The 21,670-nt window shown below is 40.3% G+C and carries 12 protein-coding genes; 6 read left to right on the plus strand and 6 right to left on the minus strand.

Annotated features, from left to right (window positions below):
* Window positions 1-3 precede the first annotated feature (3 nt).
* Both BLU33_RS15525 and BLU33_RS15530 read right to left on the minus strand, forming a co-directional pair.
* Window positions 4-1,455 (minus strand): SusD/RagB family nutrient-binding outer membrane lipoprotein, encoded by a 1,452-nt coding sequence (locus tag BLU33_RS15525; RefSeq protein WP_091374843.1) that lies wholly within the window; start codon window positions 1,453-1,455, stop codon window positions 4-6.
* A 4-nt stretch (window positions 1,456-1,459) separates the two neighbouring features.
* Window positions 1,460-4,720 (minus strand): SusC/RagA family TonB-linked outer membrane protein, encoded by a 3,261-nt coding sequence (locus BLU33_RS15530; protein ID WP_232009306.1) that lies wholly within the window; start codon window positions 4,718-4,720, stop codon window positions 1,460-1,462.
* A gap of 861 nt (window positions 4,721-5,581) precedes the next feature.
* On the opposite strand from BLU33_RS15530, the gene BLU33_RS15535 reads away from it, so the two are divergent.
* From BLU33_RS15535 to BLU33_RS25525, 6 genes are all read left to right on the plus strand, one after another.
* Window positions 5,582-5,971, plus strand: coding sequence for a hypothetical protein (locus BLU33_RS15535; protein ID WP_157682168.1), 390 nt, complete (start codon window positions 5,582-5,584; stop codon window positions 5,969-5,971).
* A 163-nt stretch (window positions 5,972-6,134) separates the two neighbouring features.
* Window positions 6,135-6,503, plus strand: coding sequence for a VOC family protein (locus tag BLU33_RS15540; protein ID WP_091374851.1), 369 nt, complete (start codon window positions 6,135-6,137; stop codon window positions 6,501-6,503).
* Window positions 6,504-6,508: 5 nt separating this feature from the next.
* A complete protein-coding gene (locus BLU33_RS15545; RefSeq protein ID WP_091374854.1) occupies window positions 6,509-7,390 on the plus strand; it encodes a helix-turn-helix transcriptional regulator in 882 nt (293 codons plus the stop codon).
* Between the two features lie 658 nt (window positions 7,391-8,048).
* Window positions 8,049-11,267 (plus strand): SusC/RagA family TonB-linked outer membrane protein, encoded by a 3,219-nt coding sequence (locus BLU33_RS15550; protein WP_091374857.1) that lies wholly within the window; start codon window positions 8,049-8,051, stop codon window positions 11,265-11,267.
* An 11-nt stretch (window positions 11,268-11,278) separates the two neighbouring features.
* A complete protein-coding gene (locus BLU33_RS15555) occupies window positions 11,279-12,754 on the plus strand; it encodes a SusD/RagB family nutrient-binding outer membrane lipoprotein (RefSeq protein ID WP_091374860.1) in 1,476 nt (491 codons plus the stop codon).
* A 236-nt stretch (window positions 12,755-12,990) separates the two neighbouring features.
* Window positions 12,991-13,113 carry a hypothetical protein gene (locus tag BLU33_RS25525; protein ID WP_232009307.1) on the plus strand — a complete coding sequence of 41 codons (123 nt, stop codon included), beginning with the start codon at window positions 12,991-12,993 and terminating at the stop codon, window positions 13,111-13,113.
* 82 nt (window positions 13,114-13,195) lie between these two features.
* On the opposite strand, the gene BLU33_RS15565 is transcribed toward BLU33_RS25525, so the two are convergent.
* From BLU33_RS15565 to BLU33_RS15580, 4 genes are all read right to left on the minus strand, one after another.
* Window positions 13,196-14,857: a RagB/SusD family nutrient uptake outer membrane protein gene (locus BLU33_RS15565; protein ID WP_091374863.1), complete on the minus strand. Its 1,662-nt coding sequence runs from the start codon at window positions 14,855-14,857 to the stop codon at window positions 13,196-13,198.
* 11 nt (window positions 14,858-14,868) lie between these two features.
* A complete protein-coding gene (locus BLU33_RS15570; RefSeq protein WP_091374866.1) occupies window positions 14,869-17,961 on the minus strand; it encodes a SusC/RagA family TonB-linked outer membrane protein in 3,093 nt (1,030 codons plus the stop codon).
* A gap of 327 nt (window positions 17,962-18,288) precedes the next feature.
* Window positions 18,289-20,151, minus strand: a complete 1,863-nt coding sequence (locus BLU33_RS15575; RefSeq protein WP_157682169.1) for a right-handed parallel beta-helix repeat-containing protein — start codon at window positions 20,149-20,151, stop codon at window positions 18,289-18,291.
* Between the two features lie 60 nt (window positions 20,152-20,211).
* Window positions 20,212-21,648 (minus strand): hypothetical protein, encoded by a 1,437-nt coding sequence (locus BLU33_RS15580; protein ID WP_157682170.1) that lies wholly within the window; start codon window positions 21,646-21,648, stop codon window positions 20,212-20,214.
* Between the last annotated feature and the right edge of the window lie 22 nt (window positions 21,649-21,670).

Genomic DNA, 21,670 nt, shown 5'->3' on the forward strand with positions numbered 1-21,670 from the left:
TGATTAATTTTTATCCCAGAATAATTTTGTAGCAATATTATCGCCACCTATTGCCGCGGCTGCCTGGCTGTAATTAGCCTGGTTAACATTTTGCTCAGTTATTGGATAAGTGAAACGATTAAGATACGAAGTTTGATTTGGTGGCAATGGTAGCACAAGCCCTAACCTCCTGATCTCTGTCCAGGCCTCATACCCCCTGTTATAAAGGGAGATATACTTCTGTGTTCCAATCTTCAGTTTATAAGAGCCCGTAGCTGTTGCATATGCAACTTTAGGATTAGCCAGGTAGGTGCTAATATCAGTAGCGCTGCCTCCCCAATAAGTTATGGAAGCCGTTATGGCATTGATATAATGCTGCTGCGCAGTTCCGCCTACATTAAATCCTCTTTCTATTGCTTCCGCCAAATCAAATTCAACCTCCGAGTAATCCGCTAATAGTGATGGCAGATTTGGCTGGGCAATGGTGTTGCTGAATGTGGAGAATTTATTATAGGTATTAACCTTACCAATAGCACCGCCTTTATATACCAGTACATCACTGGACTGCGGGTTCGCATTGGTATCGATGGCGGTATAGTATGCCGGTCTCCTTGGATCGTTTAAACTATTCAGCAGGTCAACAAGCGTAGCCCCAGCAACGTAATCTATTAAATGCCCCTGTACCTGGTCAACCCACAACGGGTTGGTATTTGGGGTAGTGGTTAAATAGTTAAAGCTTACATTATCAGCATTGGATTGCAAAGCATTTGGAGCAGCAGCTTCCACAGCTAGTTTGGATTTTGCAGGTTCAACATCAGCCAAAGTAATCCCAACTTTTAACTTTACGGTGTTGCCAAACTTTTTCCATGAACTGATCTCATTAACGCCATTGAACAGCAGGTCTGCAGTATTAAACCCCGGAGCGGTAGTGTTAAGCTTTGACAGTGCATCATCCAGTCGACTTAGTAAGCTATCATAAATCTGGCTTGCATCGTCATATTTCGGCGTAGTATTGGTATAATCAACCGCCTGGGTATATGGAATGTTGCCAAAAGTATTTACCAGTACCGCGTAAGCATATACCTCAAGGATATTGATTTGCGCCAGCTGATTGCTTTTTTGTGCCGCCGATAAAGTTGCATCAGCTTGGGTAAGCTTGTCCGCCTCGTACAAATTGCGCAATACGTTTACATAAATAGCATTCCAGAAACCATCTGGTACATTACGCAATTTCAGGTCGTAGTCACTTTCAGATATTGCGGTTGTTTCTGTCCATTGCTGGGCGGTCAGCCTAAATATGTTGACGTTGTAGGCACTGGTTGCCAACACATCCGACAGTTGTTTTTCAGCATAGGAAAACAGTGTAGATGCAGGCACAGCGGTTGCGCTTTTTGTATCATTATTCAGGTATTCATCTTTTTTAACACAGCCGCTTATTGCCATGGCAGTAAGCAGCGTAAATATTATCTTTTTCATCTGTTTAGAAGGTAAATTTTAAGTTAAAACCATATCTGCGAACATTAGGGTATGAGCCCAGCTGTACCCCTTGGTATGCGCTGCCTGCACCAAGCCCATCTTCAGGATCGGCATAGGGGATGTTCTTATGGATGATCCAAAGGTTACGGCCATTAAGTGATACGTCGATTGCTTTTACAGCGCCGATTTTCTGTACAAATGATGCGGGTACACTATAAGTAAATGCAGCTTCTCTCAGCTTAATGTAGGAAGCATCATATACAAAGGCTTTGTTTGGCGCTGTTTGATAGCCATAAGCTGATTGATTTTGCGAAGCGTCGATCCTGGTGGTATTAGGTGCGCCGTTTGCATAAACACCGGGCAGAATAACACCGCCACCTTGTGATAAAGGATTTCTTTTAGGATTGCCCAGATCATTTAACCCGGCTGTTTCCGGATACAATCCTGTCCATAGGCCAAATACCATATCTACATCGTAGATACTTCCACCATGACTAAAGTCAACCAGAAAGCTTAAAGTGAAATTTTTATAACGGAAGGCATTATATACACCGCCAGTCCAATCGGGATTAGTATTGCCTATATCATTATTAGAGTTGGATGTAAACAAGTAATGGCCTGTTGCATCAACCTCTTTTTGGCCATTTTTGTAAATAAAATCAGTTCCCCTTAAAGTTCCGTATGGCTCGCCAACAGTAGCATTGGTTGTTACGCCACCTTTATAAGCCGCCAACTGGTAATTATTAACCCCGTTGTAAAGTGATAAAACCTTATTGGTATTTTTAGCGAAATTCACGTTGATGTTCCATGAAAAGTCATCAGTTTTAAGCGGATTGCCAGTTACAGTAACCTCAACACCTTTATTTTGGACATTACCGGAGTTGACATACAAGCCATCATACCCGGTTGCTGTTGATACTGATACCGGCAGGATCTGGTTAATGGTGTTATTTTTATAATAAGTAAAGTCGAACCCTATACGGTTTTTAAGGAAGGATGCTTCCAGGCCGGTTTCAAAGCTCTTAGTTCTTTCCGGTTTCAGGTCGGCATTATTACGTACTGTAGATACATAGTAAAGTGGTTCAGAACCAAAATTGGCCGCTTTATCATAAACCTCGTTAATGCTGTGAGACGGGGCATCGTTACCAACTTCAGCATAGTTTAGCTTTACTTTACCATTGGAAAGCCATGTATAATCCTTCAATAGGCTCGAGAAAACAAAACTACCGGCAACAGAAGGATAATAATAGGTATTGTTTTTATCAGGCAGCGTTGTTGACTGGTCGCGTCTTAAAGTTCCGTCAAGAAAAAGAAAATCTTTATAGCCAAAGGTAACACCACCAAAAACACCGGTCACTACCTTCTGATCAACCTCCTCAATCGGATAGTCTATCGGGTTTACTGAGTTGCTTAAAGCAAATAATCCCGGTATCACCAAACCACCGTTGGTTGATGCGCTGATGGAGTTGATATTCTGCCGCCTAGCGTTTAAGCCTAAAACCCCTTTAAAGCTGATATCACTGGTGATGGCTTTATTGAAATTCAGCAACAGATCATAATTATTTTCTTTATAGGTACGGTTTAAGCGATAATATGATGATGGTGTAACCACGCTACCCACATTTATGCGCTGCTCCTGAAACTCGTTATAATAATCTTCTGAAGCACGCCCCACGATATCAAGCCAATTGAACAATTTGTAATCAAGGCTTACATTACCAAAATAACGGTCCCTTTCATCAGTTTCATAATTCTGGTATTGAACAAAATAAGGATTGTCCCAGTAAGCAGAGCTGAGGTCGGTAGGGCTTTTAACATTCCAGTTATCGTTGCTATTTGTTCTGAAATAAGCATCTTTGAGATCCTGTACATCTACGTTTACCTGCCAAAACTCACGGAAGTTTTGCAGGATATTCATTGGTTCACCATTTTGCCCGCCAAAGCCGGTTCCGCCCCTGCCCTTTCCTGCAGTTTGCGTATAATTAACGCTAGCCTGTACAGTTAATTTATCCGTAAGCCTGTACGAGCCTCCAAAATTGAACAAATTTTTACCGATACTGCTATTGGGCAATATGCCATAATCATCTGACCGTGTATAGCCTATCTTATAATTACCCTTGTCGGTACCACCATCAATAAATAAACTGTTGTTAAGCGTATAAGGATGATTAAAAAATGTAGAAGGGTCGTTTTTTGCAGCCACCCATGGTGTTTGTTTATGGTAATAGGGGGATGTAGGATCTAATGATCGCCAGTCATACACCAACAGGTTCGGATCAAACTTTTGACCGTAGGAAGCATCATCATAGGTAGGCACTACGAGTTGTTTAGTTCCATCGCCCAATATATCAGTATAATCAAAGTGACTACCAGGGGTATTCGGGTCGTAATAAGGCCCATAACCTGCACCATACTCTTTTTGATATTGGGCAAACGTACTTTTATCAACCGAACCAAATAGCACGCCCGTATTTAAAACTACATTAAGGCCTTTATTTCCCTTTTTGGTGGTAATAATAATGGCACCATTTGCCGCCCGTGATCCGTAAAGCGCTGTAGAGGCTGCGCCTTTCAGCACAGTAACACTGGCAACATCATCCGGATTAATATCCGCGCCCGGGCTGCCATAGTCATACCCTCCCTTACCATTACGTTGGTTTTGGGTTACATTACTCATGCCACCCAGCTCAAGTTCGCTTGAATTGTCGATAGGTACCCCATCAACCACAAATAATGGCTGGTTACTGCCTGATAGTGATTTAGGTCCCCTGAGCACAATATTTGTTGAGCCGCCAATATCATTAGCCTGTTTAATTTGCGCGCCAGCTATTTTTCCGGATAATTCACCAAGTAAATTGGTATTGCGGTTACTGTTTACCTCCGCTCCGGTTAGGGTTTGTGCAGAGTAAGGTAGCTCACTCTTGTTTCTGGAGAGGCCCAGCGCAACCACCACTACTTCACCCAGCTTATTAGCATTATGGGTTAGCGTTACATTTATAGTTGACTGGTTAACAGCAATCTCCTGGCTATTATAACCGACAAACGAAAAAACTAGCGTTTTGCCATTGGCAGCTTTTATGGCATAATCGCCCTTGCCATCTGTTATTGTACCTTTTGATGTATTTTTAATTTTGACACTTACACCAGGCAAATCGCCCTCCTGATCACTTACATTGCCATGTATAACTTGCTGCTGCGCAAAAGTTATCAGCGGGCATAAAAAAATAAACAGCAGTAGCCATTTAATACGTATTGGTTTCATCATGAATGCTTTTGAGTTTTGTAAAAATTTGGGCAAAAAAAGTCCTGAATCAATTCCAGGAATCAATTTGAATTGTTAAAAAATGAGAAATGCGATTGACTGCGATGAAAAATCAGCTATGAATCCATCAACAGATTAAGGAATTTCAACAACAATAACAGTCGCTACAACAAGCGTTTATTTGAACTTGACAAATATCAGTTTGGATTCGATAAGAAATAAGGGCTTTCGTCCCTTGGGATTGAGATAGTAAGGTTGCAGTCATTGCATTATTATATTATATCAAAAATATTTTTCAAATATAATAATATATTCTATTAAATCCATAGACATTGTAGAATATTGACATATCAATGTCAATATCACCTGTTAAGTATGTTATCGATCGTTTAGGTTATTTTATCTAATACTATTACCAGATGCTTTGGGTTCAAAAACCACCTGCTCTATTCCTACTCCACCATTGAAGGAATATTAGAAGTTCATCGCCCTCCCTATTGGACATTCCAAGAGGCTAGAGCAGGCTGTTCCGTGCACATTGGAGCACCGAATTGTGTAGGCAATTAGGAAAATTGCAAATAATAATCAATAAATTGATATGGTCAAAGTGTGCCAGAAATGCCTGTTTATAGTTTTCGGAATGCGGTGATCAATGGCTCCGGAATGTCCATGCTGGCAAAGTAAACATTACGAAAATGGCTTAGATGCTGCCACTTACGTAAAGAAGGTTCCGGGGCAAATCCGAATCAAATGAACCCGGCCGGCAGGACAAAAAAAGCAAACTATAAAAAATGAATATAAGGTTTCTGTCTTCAAATATTTGCCTTTTTGTAACATATTCAAGGTAAAACTTGTCTTATGGTTATGATGCAACTGAAAATGGGTGAGTTTTTTGGTAATACGGATCAACTTTTAAGGCTGGATGGTTTGACACTGACCGATACCATTTATACCTATTCGTATGTGGATTGGCACTATCATGAACATGCTTATTTTACGTTTATTGTGCAGGGAGAGGTGCTGGAAGGGACCCGGCAAGAATTGCTTCGTTGTTCGCCGGGGACTTTACTGTACCATCGCCACCAGGAGCCCCATTACAACATCAAACCCAATATGTTCACCCGCGATTTTCATGTAAGGATGCACCCGGTGCGTATTTCCAGCATGTGTGCTAAATACTTTGAATGTACGCTGGGTGCATATTTGAGAAGGTTAAAGGTGGAGCATTCAATGCCACTGTTGCGGGAAACGTAATTGTCACTAACAGAGATAAGCTATTCACAAAGAGTTTGCAGCATACTAACCTATTATAATTTATAAAAATAAAAGCCAAGCGATGAAATAATACTTAGGGAAATCCTAATTGAAATATTATAAAAATATCCCGATACGGGAAAATAAACTAATTTCTTACCTAATGAGAATAAAATACGTTACAATTCCTTCAGTAAATACTGCTGAAGAAGAAATCTTTTTTGTGAATTTTTTGGGGTTCAAGCGTAAAGGAGAGCTAGAATTATGGCCAAACGTACGTTGCAAGTTGTTAAGTAATAACGATAGTGACCTACACATAGCGATCATACCAAACAGAGATACCTTAAACCAAAAAGCTGTTATCATTTTTAATACTGAAAATTGTCTCAAACAATACCATGAAATCATTAAAAATGGGGTTGTTTTCAATCATAAACCTTACTACGTTTCGGCAGGAATGATAGCAGAATTTACCGATAAGGAAGGAAATCAATTTATTTTACTGGAAGAAAGATCATATACGGAAGACTAGAAAACATGGAAAATGTATTAAAATTAAGTAACGAAAATCGTATTTGTTCAAGTAAATTGACTTATAAAAATATAACCGAGGTGAATAATAACTTTAGCTTACATGTCAATTTCAACGGGAATGAAAAATTCGTTTTAAATAAGAAGAAATTGCGTTTGTTTCCCCGCACTTTCCTGGCAATTAACCCTGAAACGCTTTATTCTGATATAATTGACTCTGATAGCCCTGTTCAAACACTTTCAATCAGTTTTGGTAAAGGATTTATTGATGATTTTAAGACATCCTTTCTTAAAAATGATAATTCTTTTCCAGATAATTTTGGAAACCATCGGCCTTCACAAAATTTAACTTTAAATGAAACCATTTTTCCGCTACGTGGGGATCTAAAATATAATATAGAACATTTAAAGGTTTTGATAAAATCAAACTGTAACGATGAATTATTATTAAATGAATTCCTCTATCATATTTTACTTAATTATTATACGCTTTACCAAAAAGATATGCGTTTTGTAGAAGAAAGGCTTAAAGATCTTCAATTTGTAACGCGAAAAGAAATCTATAGGCGACTTAGCCTTGCCAAAGAATATTTATATTCAAATTTTGATCAAAAAATTAACATATATGAATTATCAAAATATTCATGTATGTCGGCAACGCATCTAATCCGCTCATTCAAACAGGCATATCATACTACACCCCACCAGTTTCTGATAAACATAAGGCTAAAACAAGCCGAATTTTTGCTTAAAAACACGTCTTATCCGATAAATAAAATTGTAAATACTGTTGGGCTCGATTCTCCAAGTACATTTATTAAGCTGTTCAAAATACGCCATAAGATTACTCCGTTGAAATACAGAACTTCGCATAATGCGGTTAATTAAAGTGTTAATATTGGTTTTTTTCGAATATTTTACTTCTTAGCAAGTAGCTAAGTTTGCCCATAACGAATCGTTTTGTTAATAACGATCAGTTAATAGTTAATTAAAGGATTGCCACGCGAGGTGAGTAATCCTTTTTTTTATTTATAAACTACCAGCAATTCCCCCCTTGTCATCGCACGGCTAATTTGGTCATTTCGGAATATTTAGTGCTATCATTTTGCTTTAAAATTACAGTTTCAAATATATTACTACTTAAAGTCGATAAGACTACCAAAATCTATTAACTGAAGCCTAACTTTTTCATTATGAAACGCTGTATGTCATTCCCATTTTATTATATCAGCAACAGTTTTGAAGGATTTGATGATGGCTGAGAGGCGTTAACCAATTTGAATAGTCTTATTTACACAAATGCGCGGGCACTGACGGAACAACCACCGGCCTGGTTACTGTGAAAAAGACCATCTTCCGATTCCAGGTAGATCAGTGAAAAATTAAGGGGCAAACAACAGGGTTGCAAGGTAACCAAAGGAAGATATTCCATTGCAACCTTCAGACTATCTACACTGCAATTTTCCTTTTTGGCGTGTACAACTCAAGACGCCATTACAAGGGGAAACAACATATTCAAGAAAAACTACTTTAAAATTTGATTAACATGAACAAAAAAATACTTTTAATTATGGGTTTATGCCTGGTCATTTTCTGCCAGGCTTTTGCCCAAAACCACACAGTTACCGGTACGGTAACAGGTAAAGACGATGGTTTAGCCGTTCCGGGAGTAACCGTAAAGATAAAAGGAACACAAGTTGGCACACAAACCAATAGTGCAGGCAAATACACTATAAGTGCACCTAATGGCTCAGTATTGGAGTTTAGCTTTATCGGTTATTTGCCGGTGCAGCTGACCGTGCAGGGAGATGTATTGAATGTGACACTTACACCAGCAAGCAGTCAGCTTAACGAGGTTGTCGTAACTTCGCAAGGCATTAAGAGAGAAAAAAGAACTTTAGGTTACTCTGCACCAACCGTAAGCAACAAGGAGCTAACAGAGGGCGGTAACCCAAGCGCACTTACCTCATTAACAGGCCTGGTTGCAGGTGTTAACATCACTTCAACGTCAAATACGCCTGGTAGCTCAACCAGGATTGTTCTTCGCGGTGGGTCGTCTATTACCGGCAACAACCAGGCTTTAATGGTTGTTGACGGGGTCCCTATTGACAATTCAAGCATCATATCCGGCGCAAGTAGTTTAACAGCGGTTGATTTTGGAAACAGAGGCAATGATATCGACCCGAATGATATAGCGTCTATCACGGTGCTAAAGGGACCGGCAGCGGCAGCTCTTTATGGCTCCAGGGCATCCAATGGCGCGCTCATGATCACTACCAAATCAGGCACAAAAAATGGAAAAAAACTGGAGATAACGCTTAACTCTACCAATACATTTTCATCAGTTCTGAAATTACCTACTTTTCAAAATGAGTATGGCCAGGGGTATATGTCAGGTTCGGCTACAAGCCCTGGTTACGTTACAGGTATAAATGATGCCAGTGATAACTTTAGCTGGGGAGCACCATTTACCGGAAAGGTAGAACCCTGGGGTCAGGAAATTGATGGCGTTACCCAAACCAAGCCATATTCGGCTTTGCCAAACAATATTAAAGATTTTTTTAAGACCGGTTTTGCCGCTGACAACAATGTAGGTATTGCATCGGGCGATGATAAGAACAGTTTCTATTTAGGCTTAAACTCGTTAAATTCCAGCGGTATATTTCCGACTAACGATTCTTATGATAAATATGGTGTAAGATTTAATGGCAAGGCTACGCTTGCAAACAATTTTACCGCAAGTGTTAATTTTAACTACAATAAAATTCAGGCAAATACGCCTTCCGGTGGCCAGGGTTCAAACGGTATATGGACTAACTTAATGCAAACGCCAAGGGATATCCCTATTAATACAATGGGAAACCTGAACAATAAGTATAATGGCTATAATTCTATTACTAATACGTATGGTTTTTATGGTGCATTTACTACAAACCCATATTATATTCTTCAAAACTATAGTAACCTCGATGACGTTAACCGAGTTACCGGCGACGTTAACCTGGCTTGGAAACCCCTTAGCTGGTTAAATATAGTAGAGCGCGTAGGTGCGGATTCTTATTCGGACCGTAGGAAGCTTATTCAACCTAAATACACATTTCTGCCTGCTGACGAGTCGGGAAGCGGACTCTGGGGTAAGATTACCAACAAGGGATCTTATGAAGTGGACCAATATAATGTAAACGAAGTGGTGCATGATTTAATGGTTACTGCAACCCATGATTTTGGTAAAGATTTTCATACATCATTATTATTGGGTAATAATATTAGAGAACGCTCTACAACTTCCAATCTAACAAGCACTAACACCAGCGGTGGTTTGGTAGTTCCAGGATGGTATAATCTTGACAATAGTAACGGGCCGGTAAACGTAATTACAGACGACATTGAAATAAAAAGACTGATAGGATTTTACGCTGATTTAAATCTTTCGTATAAAGACTACCTGTTTTTAGAGGGTACGTTAAGAAACGACAGGTCCTCCACATTACCTTTAAATAACTACTCTTATTTTTATCCAAGCGTAAGCGGTTCATTTGTATTTAGCGAATTGCTTAAAAACTCCGGTATTGCTGACATTTTAAGTTATGGTAAAATACGTTCGAGTTTTGCACAAGTAGGTAGCGATACAGACCCTCACGAATTGACAACCACTTATGGAAGGACTACCGTTAATGGCAGTTTTGGCAATACTACATTTCCATTCGGAAATGTTCCCGCATACCAAATTGGATCAACACTTGGCAATGCTGCACTTAAACCGGAGCAAACAAGCTCATTTGAAATTGGTACAGAATTAGCATTTTTGCAAAGCAGACTTTCCTTCGATTTCAGCTATTACGTCAACAATTCAAAAAATCAAATCATACCCATCCCGGTTCCTGGCTCAACAGGGTATGGTTTTAATGAGGTAAACGCAGGTGAGATTCAAAATAAAGGCATCGAGTTAACCATCAACGGAACCCCCATTCAAACCAGTGATTTAACCTGGAATATATTTGGCACATTTACTAAAAATAACAGCGATGTACTTGCCTTGCCAAATGGTGCTGGACAGATAGTAATAGGTGGCTTCAGTGGTATGGCAATAGTTGCAGCTAAAGGCCATCCTTATGGCGAATTTTACGGTGTAACAAACCAAACAGATGCCCAGGGAAGAACTATTGTTAGTAAAACTACCGGGCAACCGATAGCTACAACAACGGCTCAATACTTAGGTTCATACGAGCCTAAATTTCAGACATCATTGGGTACAAACGTAAAATACAAAAATTTTACTGTAAGTGTGTTGTTTGATGTTAAACACGGCGGCGTATTATATTCACAAACTAAGTCTCTTACAGATTTCGTAGGAACTTCAGCTGAAACCGGTGGTCCCCGATTTGGCCAGCCGTTCCCTAATTCGGTTACCCTGGATGCTAGTGGCAAAAGCGTACCCAATACAAGTATACCCTACTCCGTGTATAATTATTATACAAACGTAATAGGAAATACACCAGGTATGAACGTTGTTGACGCATCGTATATTAAGATGCGCAGCGCCAGTATATCTTATACTTTTGATAAAACGCAATTGAAAAGCCTGCCATTTGGTGCATTAACCGTTGGGGTATTTGGTAACAACTTGTTTTTATGGACGCCAAAATCCAATGCGTATGTAGATCCTGAAGTAAACTCAAGTGGTGCCGGCAACGAGCAAGGCTTCGATTTTTCAGCAAACCCATCAGTGCGTAACTATGGTATCAATTTGAAAGTTTCATTCTAATAATAAACATCATGACCAGAAAATATAGATTAAATTTAAAACAAGCCTTGTTTATAATGCTTGTTGCTGCGGTTGGGTTTTCGGGCTGTAAAAAGTATTTGGACGTAAATCAAAATCCAAATAATCCGGAGAATGTCGACCCTACGTTTCTTTTGCCTACCACACAGGCAGCTATTAGCCAGGTAGTAGGTAATTCATTTCAGGTATTTGGCAATATTTGGGCTCAATATTGGACCCAAAGCCCACTGGCGTCACAATACAAGTCCATTGATCAATACAGCCCGACAAATACCGACTTTGACAATCCATGGCTTAACCTATACCGCGTTGCTTTAATAAACGACGACATGATCCTAAAAAGTCCAAAATCATCAGCTAATCTTAACGGTATTGCCTACGTGCTGAAGGCTTATACATTTCAGCTGGCAACGGATGCTTTTGGTGATGTGCCGCTTTCACAGGCATTGCAACCAACTGTATATAGAAACCCTAAATATGATACCCAGCAGGCAGTTTATGATAGCATATTTGTATACATTCATAAAGCATTACCTTTACTGAATGCAACAGGTGATGCTTCTCTGGGAGCGCAGGATATGATATTTCAAGGTAATATGACCCAGTGGGTAGCTTTTGCCAATACACTTGAACTCAGAGCGTATTTACGATTGTCTAACGTTGATCCCGCTACTGCTCAGGCAGGTATTGCCGCATTGTACGCAACTAAACCTGCGTTCTTAACAACAGATGCAACCATAACCTACACTGCTACCGGTGGTAACGAGAACCCGCTTTACAATGAAATGGTCAGCCCTGTATTGGCTCAGACTCAAAATGTGGTGGCAAGCTCAACTATTGTAAAGGCCTTTACCCAAAATAATGATCCTCGATTAGGTAAGTTTTTTACACTGTTTATTGATAAAGTCGCACCTGTTGATTCCCTTGAGTCTATTCCGCAGGGAAGCTTTCTAGACTACCCCAATAAGAAAGTGTCTCCACCATCGCCATTAGTCGGCGGTGAGGCAGATAATCCTGCCTCTGCTACAGCGCCTGTTAAATTAATTTCTGCCGCTGAAAGTTATTTTTTACAAGCTGAAGCCGTTGCCAGGGGCTGGGCTGCAGGTGATGTAACAGCTTTGTATGACGCTGGTATAACAGCAAGCTTTGCTGCCACAGGCGCAGGAGACCCTACAACGTATATTAACGGATTGCCGGCTTTAACTACAGCTAGCGTTAACGACAAGGTTAAAGCTATTATTACACAAAAGTATTATGCAATGTGTGGCTTCCAGGGCTTTGAGGCATGGACCGAATGGAGAAGAACAGGTTATCCAACCTTCTTTGCTATTACCGCACATTCATTAATTGACCCCGGACAACTGCCGTTGCGTATGTTGTATCCTAGCTCGGAATTAACTTCAAATTCGAGTTATCCGGGAACTGTTCCTATTTATAAACCCGTTTGGTGGGGACTTCCAAATCCATAATTTAAGAAATCACTAAACATAAAAGAGGCTGTCTCAAAAGGGATAGCCTCTTTTACTTTTGCATGGGCTTGTATTGAAAATCATACCCAGCCTGTTTTTTATTTATTTTTTTCCGGGCATTCAATGAAGATCGATTATACGCTAAAAGAAGCAATGGATTGCTGTTATATGACCGGTGACTTTGATTTTTATTGCGAATTGCTATATGTGATATGGACAAATACAACGAGTTATTAATGAATAAGTTGTCAAAACTACCAGATGTAGGAAAGATACAAAGCTTCTTCGTAATGTCACAGGCAAAGCAGGAAATGGCATATCTGATGGAGGATATGACATACGTTTATATTATAAGTTAAATAGTAACGGGTATCCTTATGCAAAAACAGATCAGTAAATGCTTGTAACATCCACTGATCTGTTTAATTAATTATGAAACTACTAATTATAACCAGGATTCTGCTTTAATGCCGGGTCATCCTCTAATTCCTTACGTGGTATAGGATACAGATTGAAACCTTGCTGCCATGTTCTAACCTGCATGGTATCAACCTTATAAGTAAATGAAGTATTTGCTGATGAAGTTGGGGTAATAATTATACCAAGGCCATTTCCATTACCGCTTTGTGCGATGCCCCACCTCCTGAGATCAAAGAAGCGATGGCCTTCAAAGCACAATTCAATTCTTCTTTCATGGCGAATTTTATTGATCAGGTCAGTTTGCCCGGCTGCAGTTACATCAGGCATGCCAACGCGTTCCCTAATCATATTTACATACGTTAACGCAGTTGCCGAATTACCCAATTCCGCTTCAGCTTCGGCGTAATTTAAAAGTATTTCACTATAACGGAATGCCACCCATTGGCAAGAGCTGTAAGGTTGGATGTTAAAATTGTAGGTATCATCAACCATTTTGTGGATCGTGTATCCGGTTTTTGAAGCATTCCATGGAGATAGGGTACTTTCTTTTGAATCTAAGCCGCCTTCATAAAATTGCGCGTTACGCCCCTGGAACGGAGCACCGTTATACAGTACATCAACGCCAAAACGCGGGTCCCTGTTGGCATATGGGTTTGCGGCTTCAGTGGGGTTACTCCAACTGAATGCTGAGCCGTCTTTCATATCAAAATCCTCTACCATTTGCTCCAAAACGTTGTAAGCCGAATAGCCATTGTATCCGTTAGGACTTAAATCGCGGTACAGCGTATTGTATCTATCTTCATAGTTTGTACCATTATACACCCTCGAAAAAATAACCTCCGGGTTGAAGAAATCAATAAAGATATGGTTGTAGCTGCTTGCATTACCGTAAAGCGAATAGGTGCCCAAATCCATTACCGCTTTAGCGGCATCTGCTGCGGATTGCCACCTGGTCATATCATTTGTAGTATTATATGCGGGACTGGCAGCATACAATAGCAAACGTGATTTTAAAGCAAGCACAGCACCCAAGGTAGCTTTTCCATCATCGGCACTATTTGTATACGTTTTTGGAAGCACCGCTGCAGCAGCATTGATGTCAGCAAGAATAAAATCCCTGGTTGCATCCCAGGTGGCCCTTGCGTCATTAAAGCTTTTATCATCAACTGTAAAAACTTTAGTGATCAATGGTACGCCACCAAAGCGTTTTAATAATTCAAAATAACAAAGGGCTCTTAAAAAATGCACCTCACCTTTTAAGTTAGTAAGCTGCGGACCATAACCTACAGTATCAGCTTGCGTGATGTTTTGAAAGAAAAGGTTTTCCTTTGATATGGTACTGTATAAGGTAGTCCAGTCGTTCAATGTAGAACTATAGTTTAATGGAAAAGAGCTGTTTTGGTTATCAGGCGTGGCCAATCCCTGTACATACACATTTTCACTACACCAGTTAAAATTACTGTACAGCTCATCTGTTTGTGAGCCCCAGCCGAAGCCGCCATCTTTAAAAGCGTAAACCGACTCTTTATAGACTTCGTTTACATACACCTGTATTAGGTTTGGGTCCGTCCAAACCGTAGTTGTACTATAACTACTTTGTGGTGTTAGGTCCAATACCTTTTTACATGAAAGATCTGTAAGCAGTACCAGCACCACCCCAACTAACATATATATTTTTTTCATGACTTTCTTTATTAAAATTTAATGTTTGCTCCAAGATTGATGACTCTCTGCTGCGGGTAATAGCGTCCGTTTATCGAATTATTGCTATAAGCCGCCTCGGGATCAAATGATGGCCCGAGTGAATCAAAAGTAAGCAGGTTATTTCCGCTGACGTATATCCTTAGCGACTGTACACTGATACTCTTTAACAGCGAACTGGCAAAGGTGTAGCCTACTTCGAGGTTTTTTAACCGCAGATAGGCATCATTTTTCAACCAAAATGTTGATGCATAAGTATTTGAGCCGTAAGTCGCATTCGTTGGCCCGTTAAATGTGCGCGGATAGGTATTATCACCCGGCTGTAGCCAGCGTCCGGTAAAAAACTGTTCCGCCATATTCAGGCCACCCGGCTGCACCAAAACTTCGGCGCGTGCCTGCCCCTGGAAGAAAATAGTAAAATCCCAGTTTTTCCAGTTACCGCCAAGGGTTGTGCCGAACATGATCTGTGGAGTTGGTGATAACGTTGTTCTTACTTCATCCAGCGCGTTGATTTGCCCGTCGCCGTTCACGTCAACATACTTGATATCACCAGGACCAGATCCATTTGGATGCGGGCTGGCATTTACCTGGGCTTGTGTTTGGTAAAGCCCATCTGCCTTATAAAGTAACCAGGAATCAATTGGGTACCCGGTTTTTTGCTGATAGCTCGGTACATTAGCCGGCTCATCCTCATACAGTACTTTATTAACCGCATAGGTCATGTTACCGTTTATGTGATAGTTAAAATTCCCGATTTTATTGCGATAGCCAAGGTCAAGTTCAATACCCTGGTTCTGTACCCTACCCAAATTTTCATCAGGAAGGCTTATACCAGCATAATCAGGTGTTGACAGGGTTGGCGGTACCAGGATATCATAACGAATCTCATGAAATACATCTACTGAAGCAGTCAGTGCATGCCATAGCTCAGCATCGATACCGATATTCAGCATTTTTGATCTTTCCCAGGTAATATTCAGGTTTGGCGTTGCTCCGGGAGTTAAACCTGACTGTTGCGTAGCATTAGGGCCATAATAATAGCCATTCCCCTGGCCGGTGGCTAAAGTATATGTTTGCAAATACTGAAAAGGAGATGCAACCACATCATTCCCGGTCAATCCGTATGAAGCTCTAAGTTTGAGATTGTCAACAATTGAATTTGGATCCCAGAATTTTTCCTGCGAAATTCTCCATGCTGCTGATACAGATGGAAAGAACCCGAAACGTTTTCCTGCCGGGAAATTTGATGATCCGTCATAACGCATATTATAATCAATGATATAGCGATCATCATAGTTATACGAAATCCTGCTGATATAATCCTGACGGGCAAACTGCGTAGTCACTGAATTATTTGTTTCACCCTGAGCACTACCTGCTGATAGTTCAGTTACATTATTGCTCAGAAAGCCGGTACGGTAAGCATCAAGTTCGGTATAGGTTTGTTGTTCCTGCTCGTAAGCCACAAACGCGCTTACAGCACTTTTGCCGAATTTATGATCATAACCCAACTGTAAATGAACCAGTTTGTTAATTTGTTTCGTATTCTCTAAAGTAAGGCTTCCCGGTACGGTTGAAGTATATTCATCATATTGTTGTGTTGTACTATTATAACTATAAGCCGGCGGCGGTATAGCATTAAAGCCTTTAAACTGGTTCCAGTTATCATCGTAAGCAAAGTAACCATCCAGGTGCAGGCCCGACGTAATTTTTGGCAGCGCCCAGCTAAACGATGTTTTAGTTTGCAGGAAATCATAGTTATCATGCGTATAGCCAAGGTCGCCATTTAACACGTAAACCATACTATTGCCGGGCCCACCGCCTATACCAACACCAACTTTACCGTTTGGATAAACTGGTACCAAATAAGGATAATCGCTCCAAAGCTGATTGAAGATACCGTTGGCATCATAACCGGGAGCCTCGCCATTTTTATATTCATCACGAAATAACACATCAACACCAATTTTAAAGTTGTTGGTTGCCTGTATATCAAGATTAACCCTGCCGTTATCATTATTATAATAATCGGTTCCACTTTTATACATGCTGTTTTGGTGAAGGTCCTGGCCTGATATGAAGTATTTTATCTTATCGGTACCACCACTTAATGACAATACATTATTAGTTTGGGGCGTCCAGGTTTTCATAAGCGCGCTCCACCAATCTGTATTAGGATGACCGAGCGGATCTGATCCGTCCTTGTATGCCTGAATATCTGCGGCAGTATACTGCGGTTTCTGCCCTATTAAATTGTCATATTCATTAACAGATTGCGCATATTGCCACGAGCTCAGCATTTGAGGCACCCTTGTAGGTTGTGTAAGTGCATAATTTGAAGTAAAGGATAAAACGGGCTTGCCGGCCTTACCTCTTTTAGTGGTGATTAATATAACGCCATTGGCTGCCCGCGCGCCATAAATAGCAGCTGACGCGTCCTTTAATACGGTAAAGGATTCGATGTCACCCGGATCCAGGCGATTGAAGCTACGGTCGGGAACACCATCTACTACTATCAGTGGCGTCGTATTTGAACCGCCGCCTAAGGTACCTTTTCCCCTGATGAGGATAGTAGCATCATCGGCACCAGGTTCTCCGCTGTTCGTATTTACGATCAACCCAGGTACTGCGCCCGCGATAGCATTGGATAAGTTAGCTACAGGCGATTTTTCCAGTTCGTCGCCCTTAATTGAGCTTACGGCACCCGTTACATTGGCTTTTTGCCGGGTACCGTAACCGATAACTACAACTTCACCAAGCGTACCTGATTTTTTATCTACCGCTAATATAACGTCGCCGCCCGAGCCGGCTGTTACCTCTAATGTCTTGCGGTCATAGCCGATATAGGAAAAAACAAGCGTTGCCCCATTGGAAGCACTGATCTTATAAAATCCGTCCTGGTCGGTCGTAGTTCCTTGTGAGGTACCCTGGAGTAATACACTCACTCCGGGCAGTGGCTGCCCGTGTTCATCTGTAATGTGCCCACTGATGCTTCTGGACACTTGAGAAAAAGCCTGTAAAGTACAAAGCAGCAAAAAGCAGCTAAGCAATAACAAGCCCAATTTTGGTGGTACTTTTCTTTTCATAATTGGTTGGTTTAAATTAGGTTATTCTAGTCTGGTCTATTATTATTGTAAAAGTAGTAACATTATCGATACATCCAAATTCTTTTGTTGAAAAAAAAATAAAATTATTTGTATCAGCCTGGAATAAACTATTGGTTGAATTAATTTTACTGCATGTAAAATTTCGTTAACGTTTTTTTACAATCTTTTCTATGGTTCCACCGAAATGACTGGTCCACAGTACAATAAGCTATGACTAAGTAGCGATACTAAATTTTACGGCACGCCATCTGGGTAAGGAAATATTTCTTCATATTCCTTTTACTGGCATTACCGGTTATGTGAAATTTATTGGGGACAGTTTAAAGTATCCGTCGGTCTGATTTTATTTTTTCCTGTGGAAGTACCTGAACAATCATAAAAACTGATGCAACTATCGATGCCATAGTTTTTATTCATAAAGATCTTATTTGCAGTAAAACTGATATTATTGGTGCTTTTTGCAGTTAGCGCCATCCTATCCCTCAAATAAAAGGTGTTATTTAAGATCATTATATTTTTATGTACGGCACCCGGACCCGGTTGGACGTTTTCAGGATGGATATTGATAACCGGTTCACCACAATCCAGAAATATGTTGTTATCAATTTTAAGATCAGTAACTTCTCCGGATTCATACCAGCTTGCGGCATCGTCCGAAACCAGCACACCACTCATATAAGTATGGTTTATAACATTATCTTTTATAACAGACCTGCGCCGGGTAGTGATTAGTATACCCCGTGTTGGTATACGAGTGATCGTATCGTTATGAATCCAGACTTTGGGTGTGTAGGTCATGTTTTCTACTACATTGTTTATGATATTTTGAGGAACAGGCTCTTTGAGGATCAATGCCATATTTTTATCATTAAGCATTTTAACTGAGATAACCCTGTTTACAGCAAAAGATTGCAGCGTTGAAGGATTGATGAAACTGATACTATCACCCTTCATGAATGCCTTGAAGCCAAAGGTCTGCCCCTGCATAAAGCGAACTGTTATTCGATGAGGATTCGGATTTTCAACGACTTTTAGAAAAGTTCCGTGGATGTTGATCGCGTCATCATTTGAGGCTGATAAATAACTATTTTTTATTTCAATCAAGCCGCTGCATCCCGAGAAGTGAAGAATATCAGCCCAGGCCGCACAGGTACGCCCGGATTTTTCATCAGGTCTTACACTTAGATGGTCCATCTTTATATTTTTACAAAATTGGCTAACTACCCCCATTCCGTGCATAAAATAGATACGTACATGGTCCATAACAATATTCTTGCTATAGGCAAAGAATATACCTGCACAATCGCGAAGTACGTTGCGGTTTTGATAAATTAAACCAGTGGTAAAACCCGGGTTAGTTTTAAAATAGAGCCGCAATTTATTCTTTCCCAAAACAACACAGCGAATATTATTAAACTGGATGCCTTGACGATAAACATAATCAGCATCATATACCTGCCAGTAACTATCCGGCCGGTATGACCATCCTTCACCCAGCCACGTTAATAAACTATCCTTTACAGTATACCAGGAATCCGGATGCACCATAACATCAGCAAAGCCCGGCTGTACATCTACCACTTTTATTTCGGAAACTGTAGGCCGGTTATAGTTATAACTGATGCCGTGTAATACAACGTTTTCAGATTGGTTAACGCAGGTTTCAATGGCCTTCCCATGCAGGATAATATTTGCCCCCACGGCGTTAACATTTAAAAAGCGGCAATCAGCCAAATAAATCGCAATTGCTTTTGGCTCATCAGGGGTATCATTAGTATTGGAAATTGCAAGTAACCTTTTATAAAAATTATCCGGGTAAAAATTATAATTACCGGGTGCAAATTGTATAACAACAGGTGCTTTGGCTGTTCCTCTGGCAACAGCAAGCAATGATTCATGGAATGCCCCCGGCGATAAGATATTTACTTTGTCCCCTGCTGATAAAATAATCTGATTAACAGGATTAAAAGTCTTCCAGGCCTGTTTGATACTTAAACCGGAATTTTGATCAGCTCCTTTTTGGGGGTCGATATAATAGGTAACATTTTCAGAAGCATGCTTACGCTGATTAATAGATAGATAGCCGATACGACTAGATTGTGCAATAGCTTGAACAGACAATAAAAGAAACAGACCAATGCATACTATAATTAAATAAAGCCTCTTCATTTTTGTAATATTCAAGCTCATTCACTAACTCTTTTAACTAATACTAACCGATTGCCTATTTTATTTCACCAAAGCTGTTATTTTTTGTCCAGCTTTCAAACTTACATTGGCATAAGAAAATTGGTTACCCAGCCAATTCTTTTCGTGAGTGGCTTTAAGTCGCTTTCCATCAATAAATATAGAAGCGTAATTACCTGCAAATTTAGGTCTCCATTGAATAGCTATTTTGCCAACATTGGTAATAGTTGAGGTCTTTCTGTCTTTATGTGTCAGATCAATGGTCGTATGGAGTACAGGTACTGACATAAGGGTAGAACTAATATCGGCTGTATTTCGATACAGGGTAGTTAGCCGGTTAACGCGCGCATCAGCAGAAATACCCATCAAACCTTCGGTAAAACCCTTGATCACCCCAAAGGAAACTTCCGGGTACTCTCTTCTATCCGTTTTAGGATCGGTTAATTTCAGCATGTAGTTATAAGCTTGATCCGGGTATCCGTTGACATATAGAATATAGGGGAAATAGGAAAGATTCTCTATGTTCCAATTATTGTTAAGTAAATGCTGAATTGTTTTCTGTTTTCTTACCGGATCCTTTATCGCGTCAAACCACAGTAGGAAAGTTTCACCTTCCGTTTTACCAAACTTGTTGTCACTGGTAAAATAAGTATAATAGAGCTGATCATTTTCATCCCACCATTTAGAATCCAATGCCTGGCGGTATTTTTCTGCATTCTTTAAAACTGCCAATGCCTTCATATTTTCACCGTTGACTTTCAAAATTTCAGCATAAGAAAGCAGGCCCCTGTAAATGGCGGCGATCAGATCAGCGCCCATTTTTATATTCTGAACCCCTTCTGAATACGAAGGAAGACCACGGCATCGTTTCTTGGCATCCTCCGAATCGTAAGGCAGGGTAACATTAGGGTGTGCTGGCCTTGTGAGTAACGAATCCGGCTCTAATATCCATGTCTTTATATATTCATTGGCAGTCTTTTCATAAAAATTCTTAAAGGCAGCGCCTTTAATATACTCCTGGTCACCTGTCCATAAATATAAATTCCAGCAGGCGTTCATTATGTCAAAATTCGCATTCAGGTTAAACCAAAAATGCTTGTCATCCTTGTAATCTTCAGGAGCCGGTTTACCGAAGTGGTTAATTTCCCAGTAGGTACACCAGTCCTTGTTTGCAGATATATTTTTGACAAAGAGGGTGAGCATGTTTTTATTTTCTTTATCCAGGCCAAGCACCTCTGCACCTATACTCTGATGTGAGACATCGCGCATGCAAAAAGCAAAACGTGGCGGCAATGCTGATTCATACCAGGGGCCTACCGGATCGCCCGGCTTTCCTTTATAATGTAAAGCCATAACTTTTGCCCGCTGAAATGCGGTCTGTAAAGCTGTATCGGCAGATTTAAATTGCAAATTATTGTTCTGCGCATACACCAACCCGCAGGAGATGATTAAAACCAGTGTTAATATAAATTTTCTCATAGTTGCTCTATTCATCATATAA

It is taken from the genome of Mucilaginibacter mallensis (assembly GCF_900105165.1).
In the GTDB taxonomy this organism is placed as follows: Bacteria; Bacteroidota; Bacteroidia; order Sphingobacteriales; family Sphingobacteriaceae; genus Mucilaginibacter; species Mucilaginibacter mallensis.

Bases quoted from the DNA above. Each gene is read 5' to 3' on its own strand.
- BLU33_RS15565 (WP_091374863.1), bottom strand. From the start codon at position 14,857: ATGAAAAAAATATATATGTTAGTTGGGGTGGTGCTGGTACTGCTTACA.
- BLU33_RS15535 (WP_157682168.1), top strand. From the start codon at position 5,582: ATGATGCAACTGAAAATGGGTGAGTTTTTTGGTAATACGGATCAACTT.
- BLU33_RS15550 (WP_091374857.1), top strand. From the start codon at position 8,049: ATGAACAAAAAAATACTTTTAATTATGGGTTTATGCCTGGTCATTTTC.
- BLU33_RS15530 (WP_232009306.1), bottom strand. From the start codon at position 4,720: ATGATGAAACCAATACGTATTAAATGGCTACTGCTGTTTATTTTTTTA.
- BLU33_RS25525 (WP_232009307.1), top strand. From the start codon at position 12,991: ATGAATAAGTTGTCAAAACTACCAGATGTAGGAAAGATACAAAGCTTC.
- BLU33_RS15525 (WP_091374843.1), bottom strand. From the start codon at position 1,455: ATGAAAAAGATAATATTTACGCTGCTTACTGCCATGGCAATAAGCGGC.
- BLU33_RS15540 (WP_091374851.1), top strand. From the start codon at position 6,135: ATGAGAATAAAATACGTTACAATTCCTTCAGTAAATACTGCTGAAGAA.
- BLU33_RS15580 (WP_157682170.1), bottom strand. From the start codon at position 21,648: ATGAGAAAATTTATATTAACACTGGTTTTAATCATCTCCTGCGGGTTG.
- BLU33_RS15555 (WP_091374860.1), top strand. From the start codon at position 11,279: ATGACCAGAAAATATAGATTAAATTTAAAACAAGCCTTGTTTATAATG.
- BLU33_RS15545 (WP_091374854.1), top strand. From the start codon at position 6,509: ATGGAAAATGTATTAAAATTAAGTAACGAAAATCGTATTTGTTCAAGT.
- BLU33_RS15575 (WP_157682169.1), bottom strand. From the start codon at position 20,151: ATGAAGAGGCTTTATTTAATTATAGTATGCATTGGTCTGTTTCTTTTA.
- BLU33_RS15570 (WP_091374866.1), bottom strand. From the start codon at position 17,961: ATGAAAAGAAAAGTACCACCAAAATTGGGCTTGTTATTGCTTAGCTGC.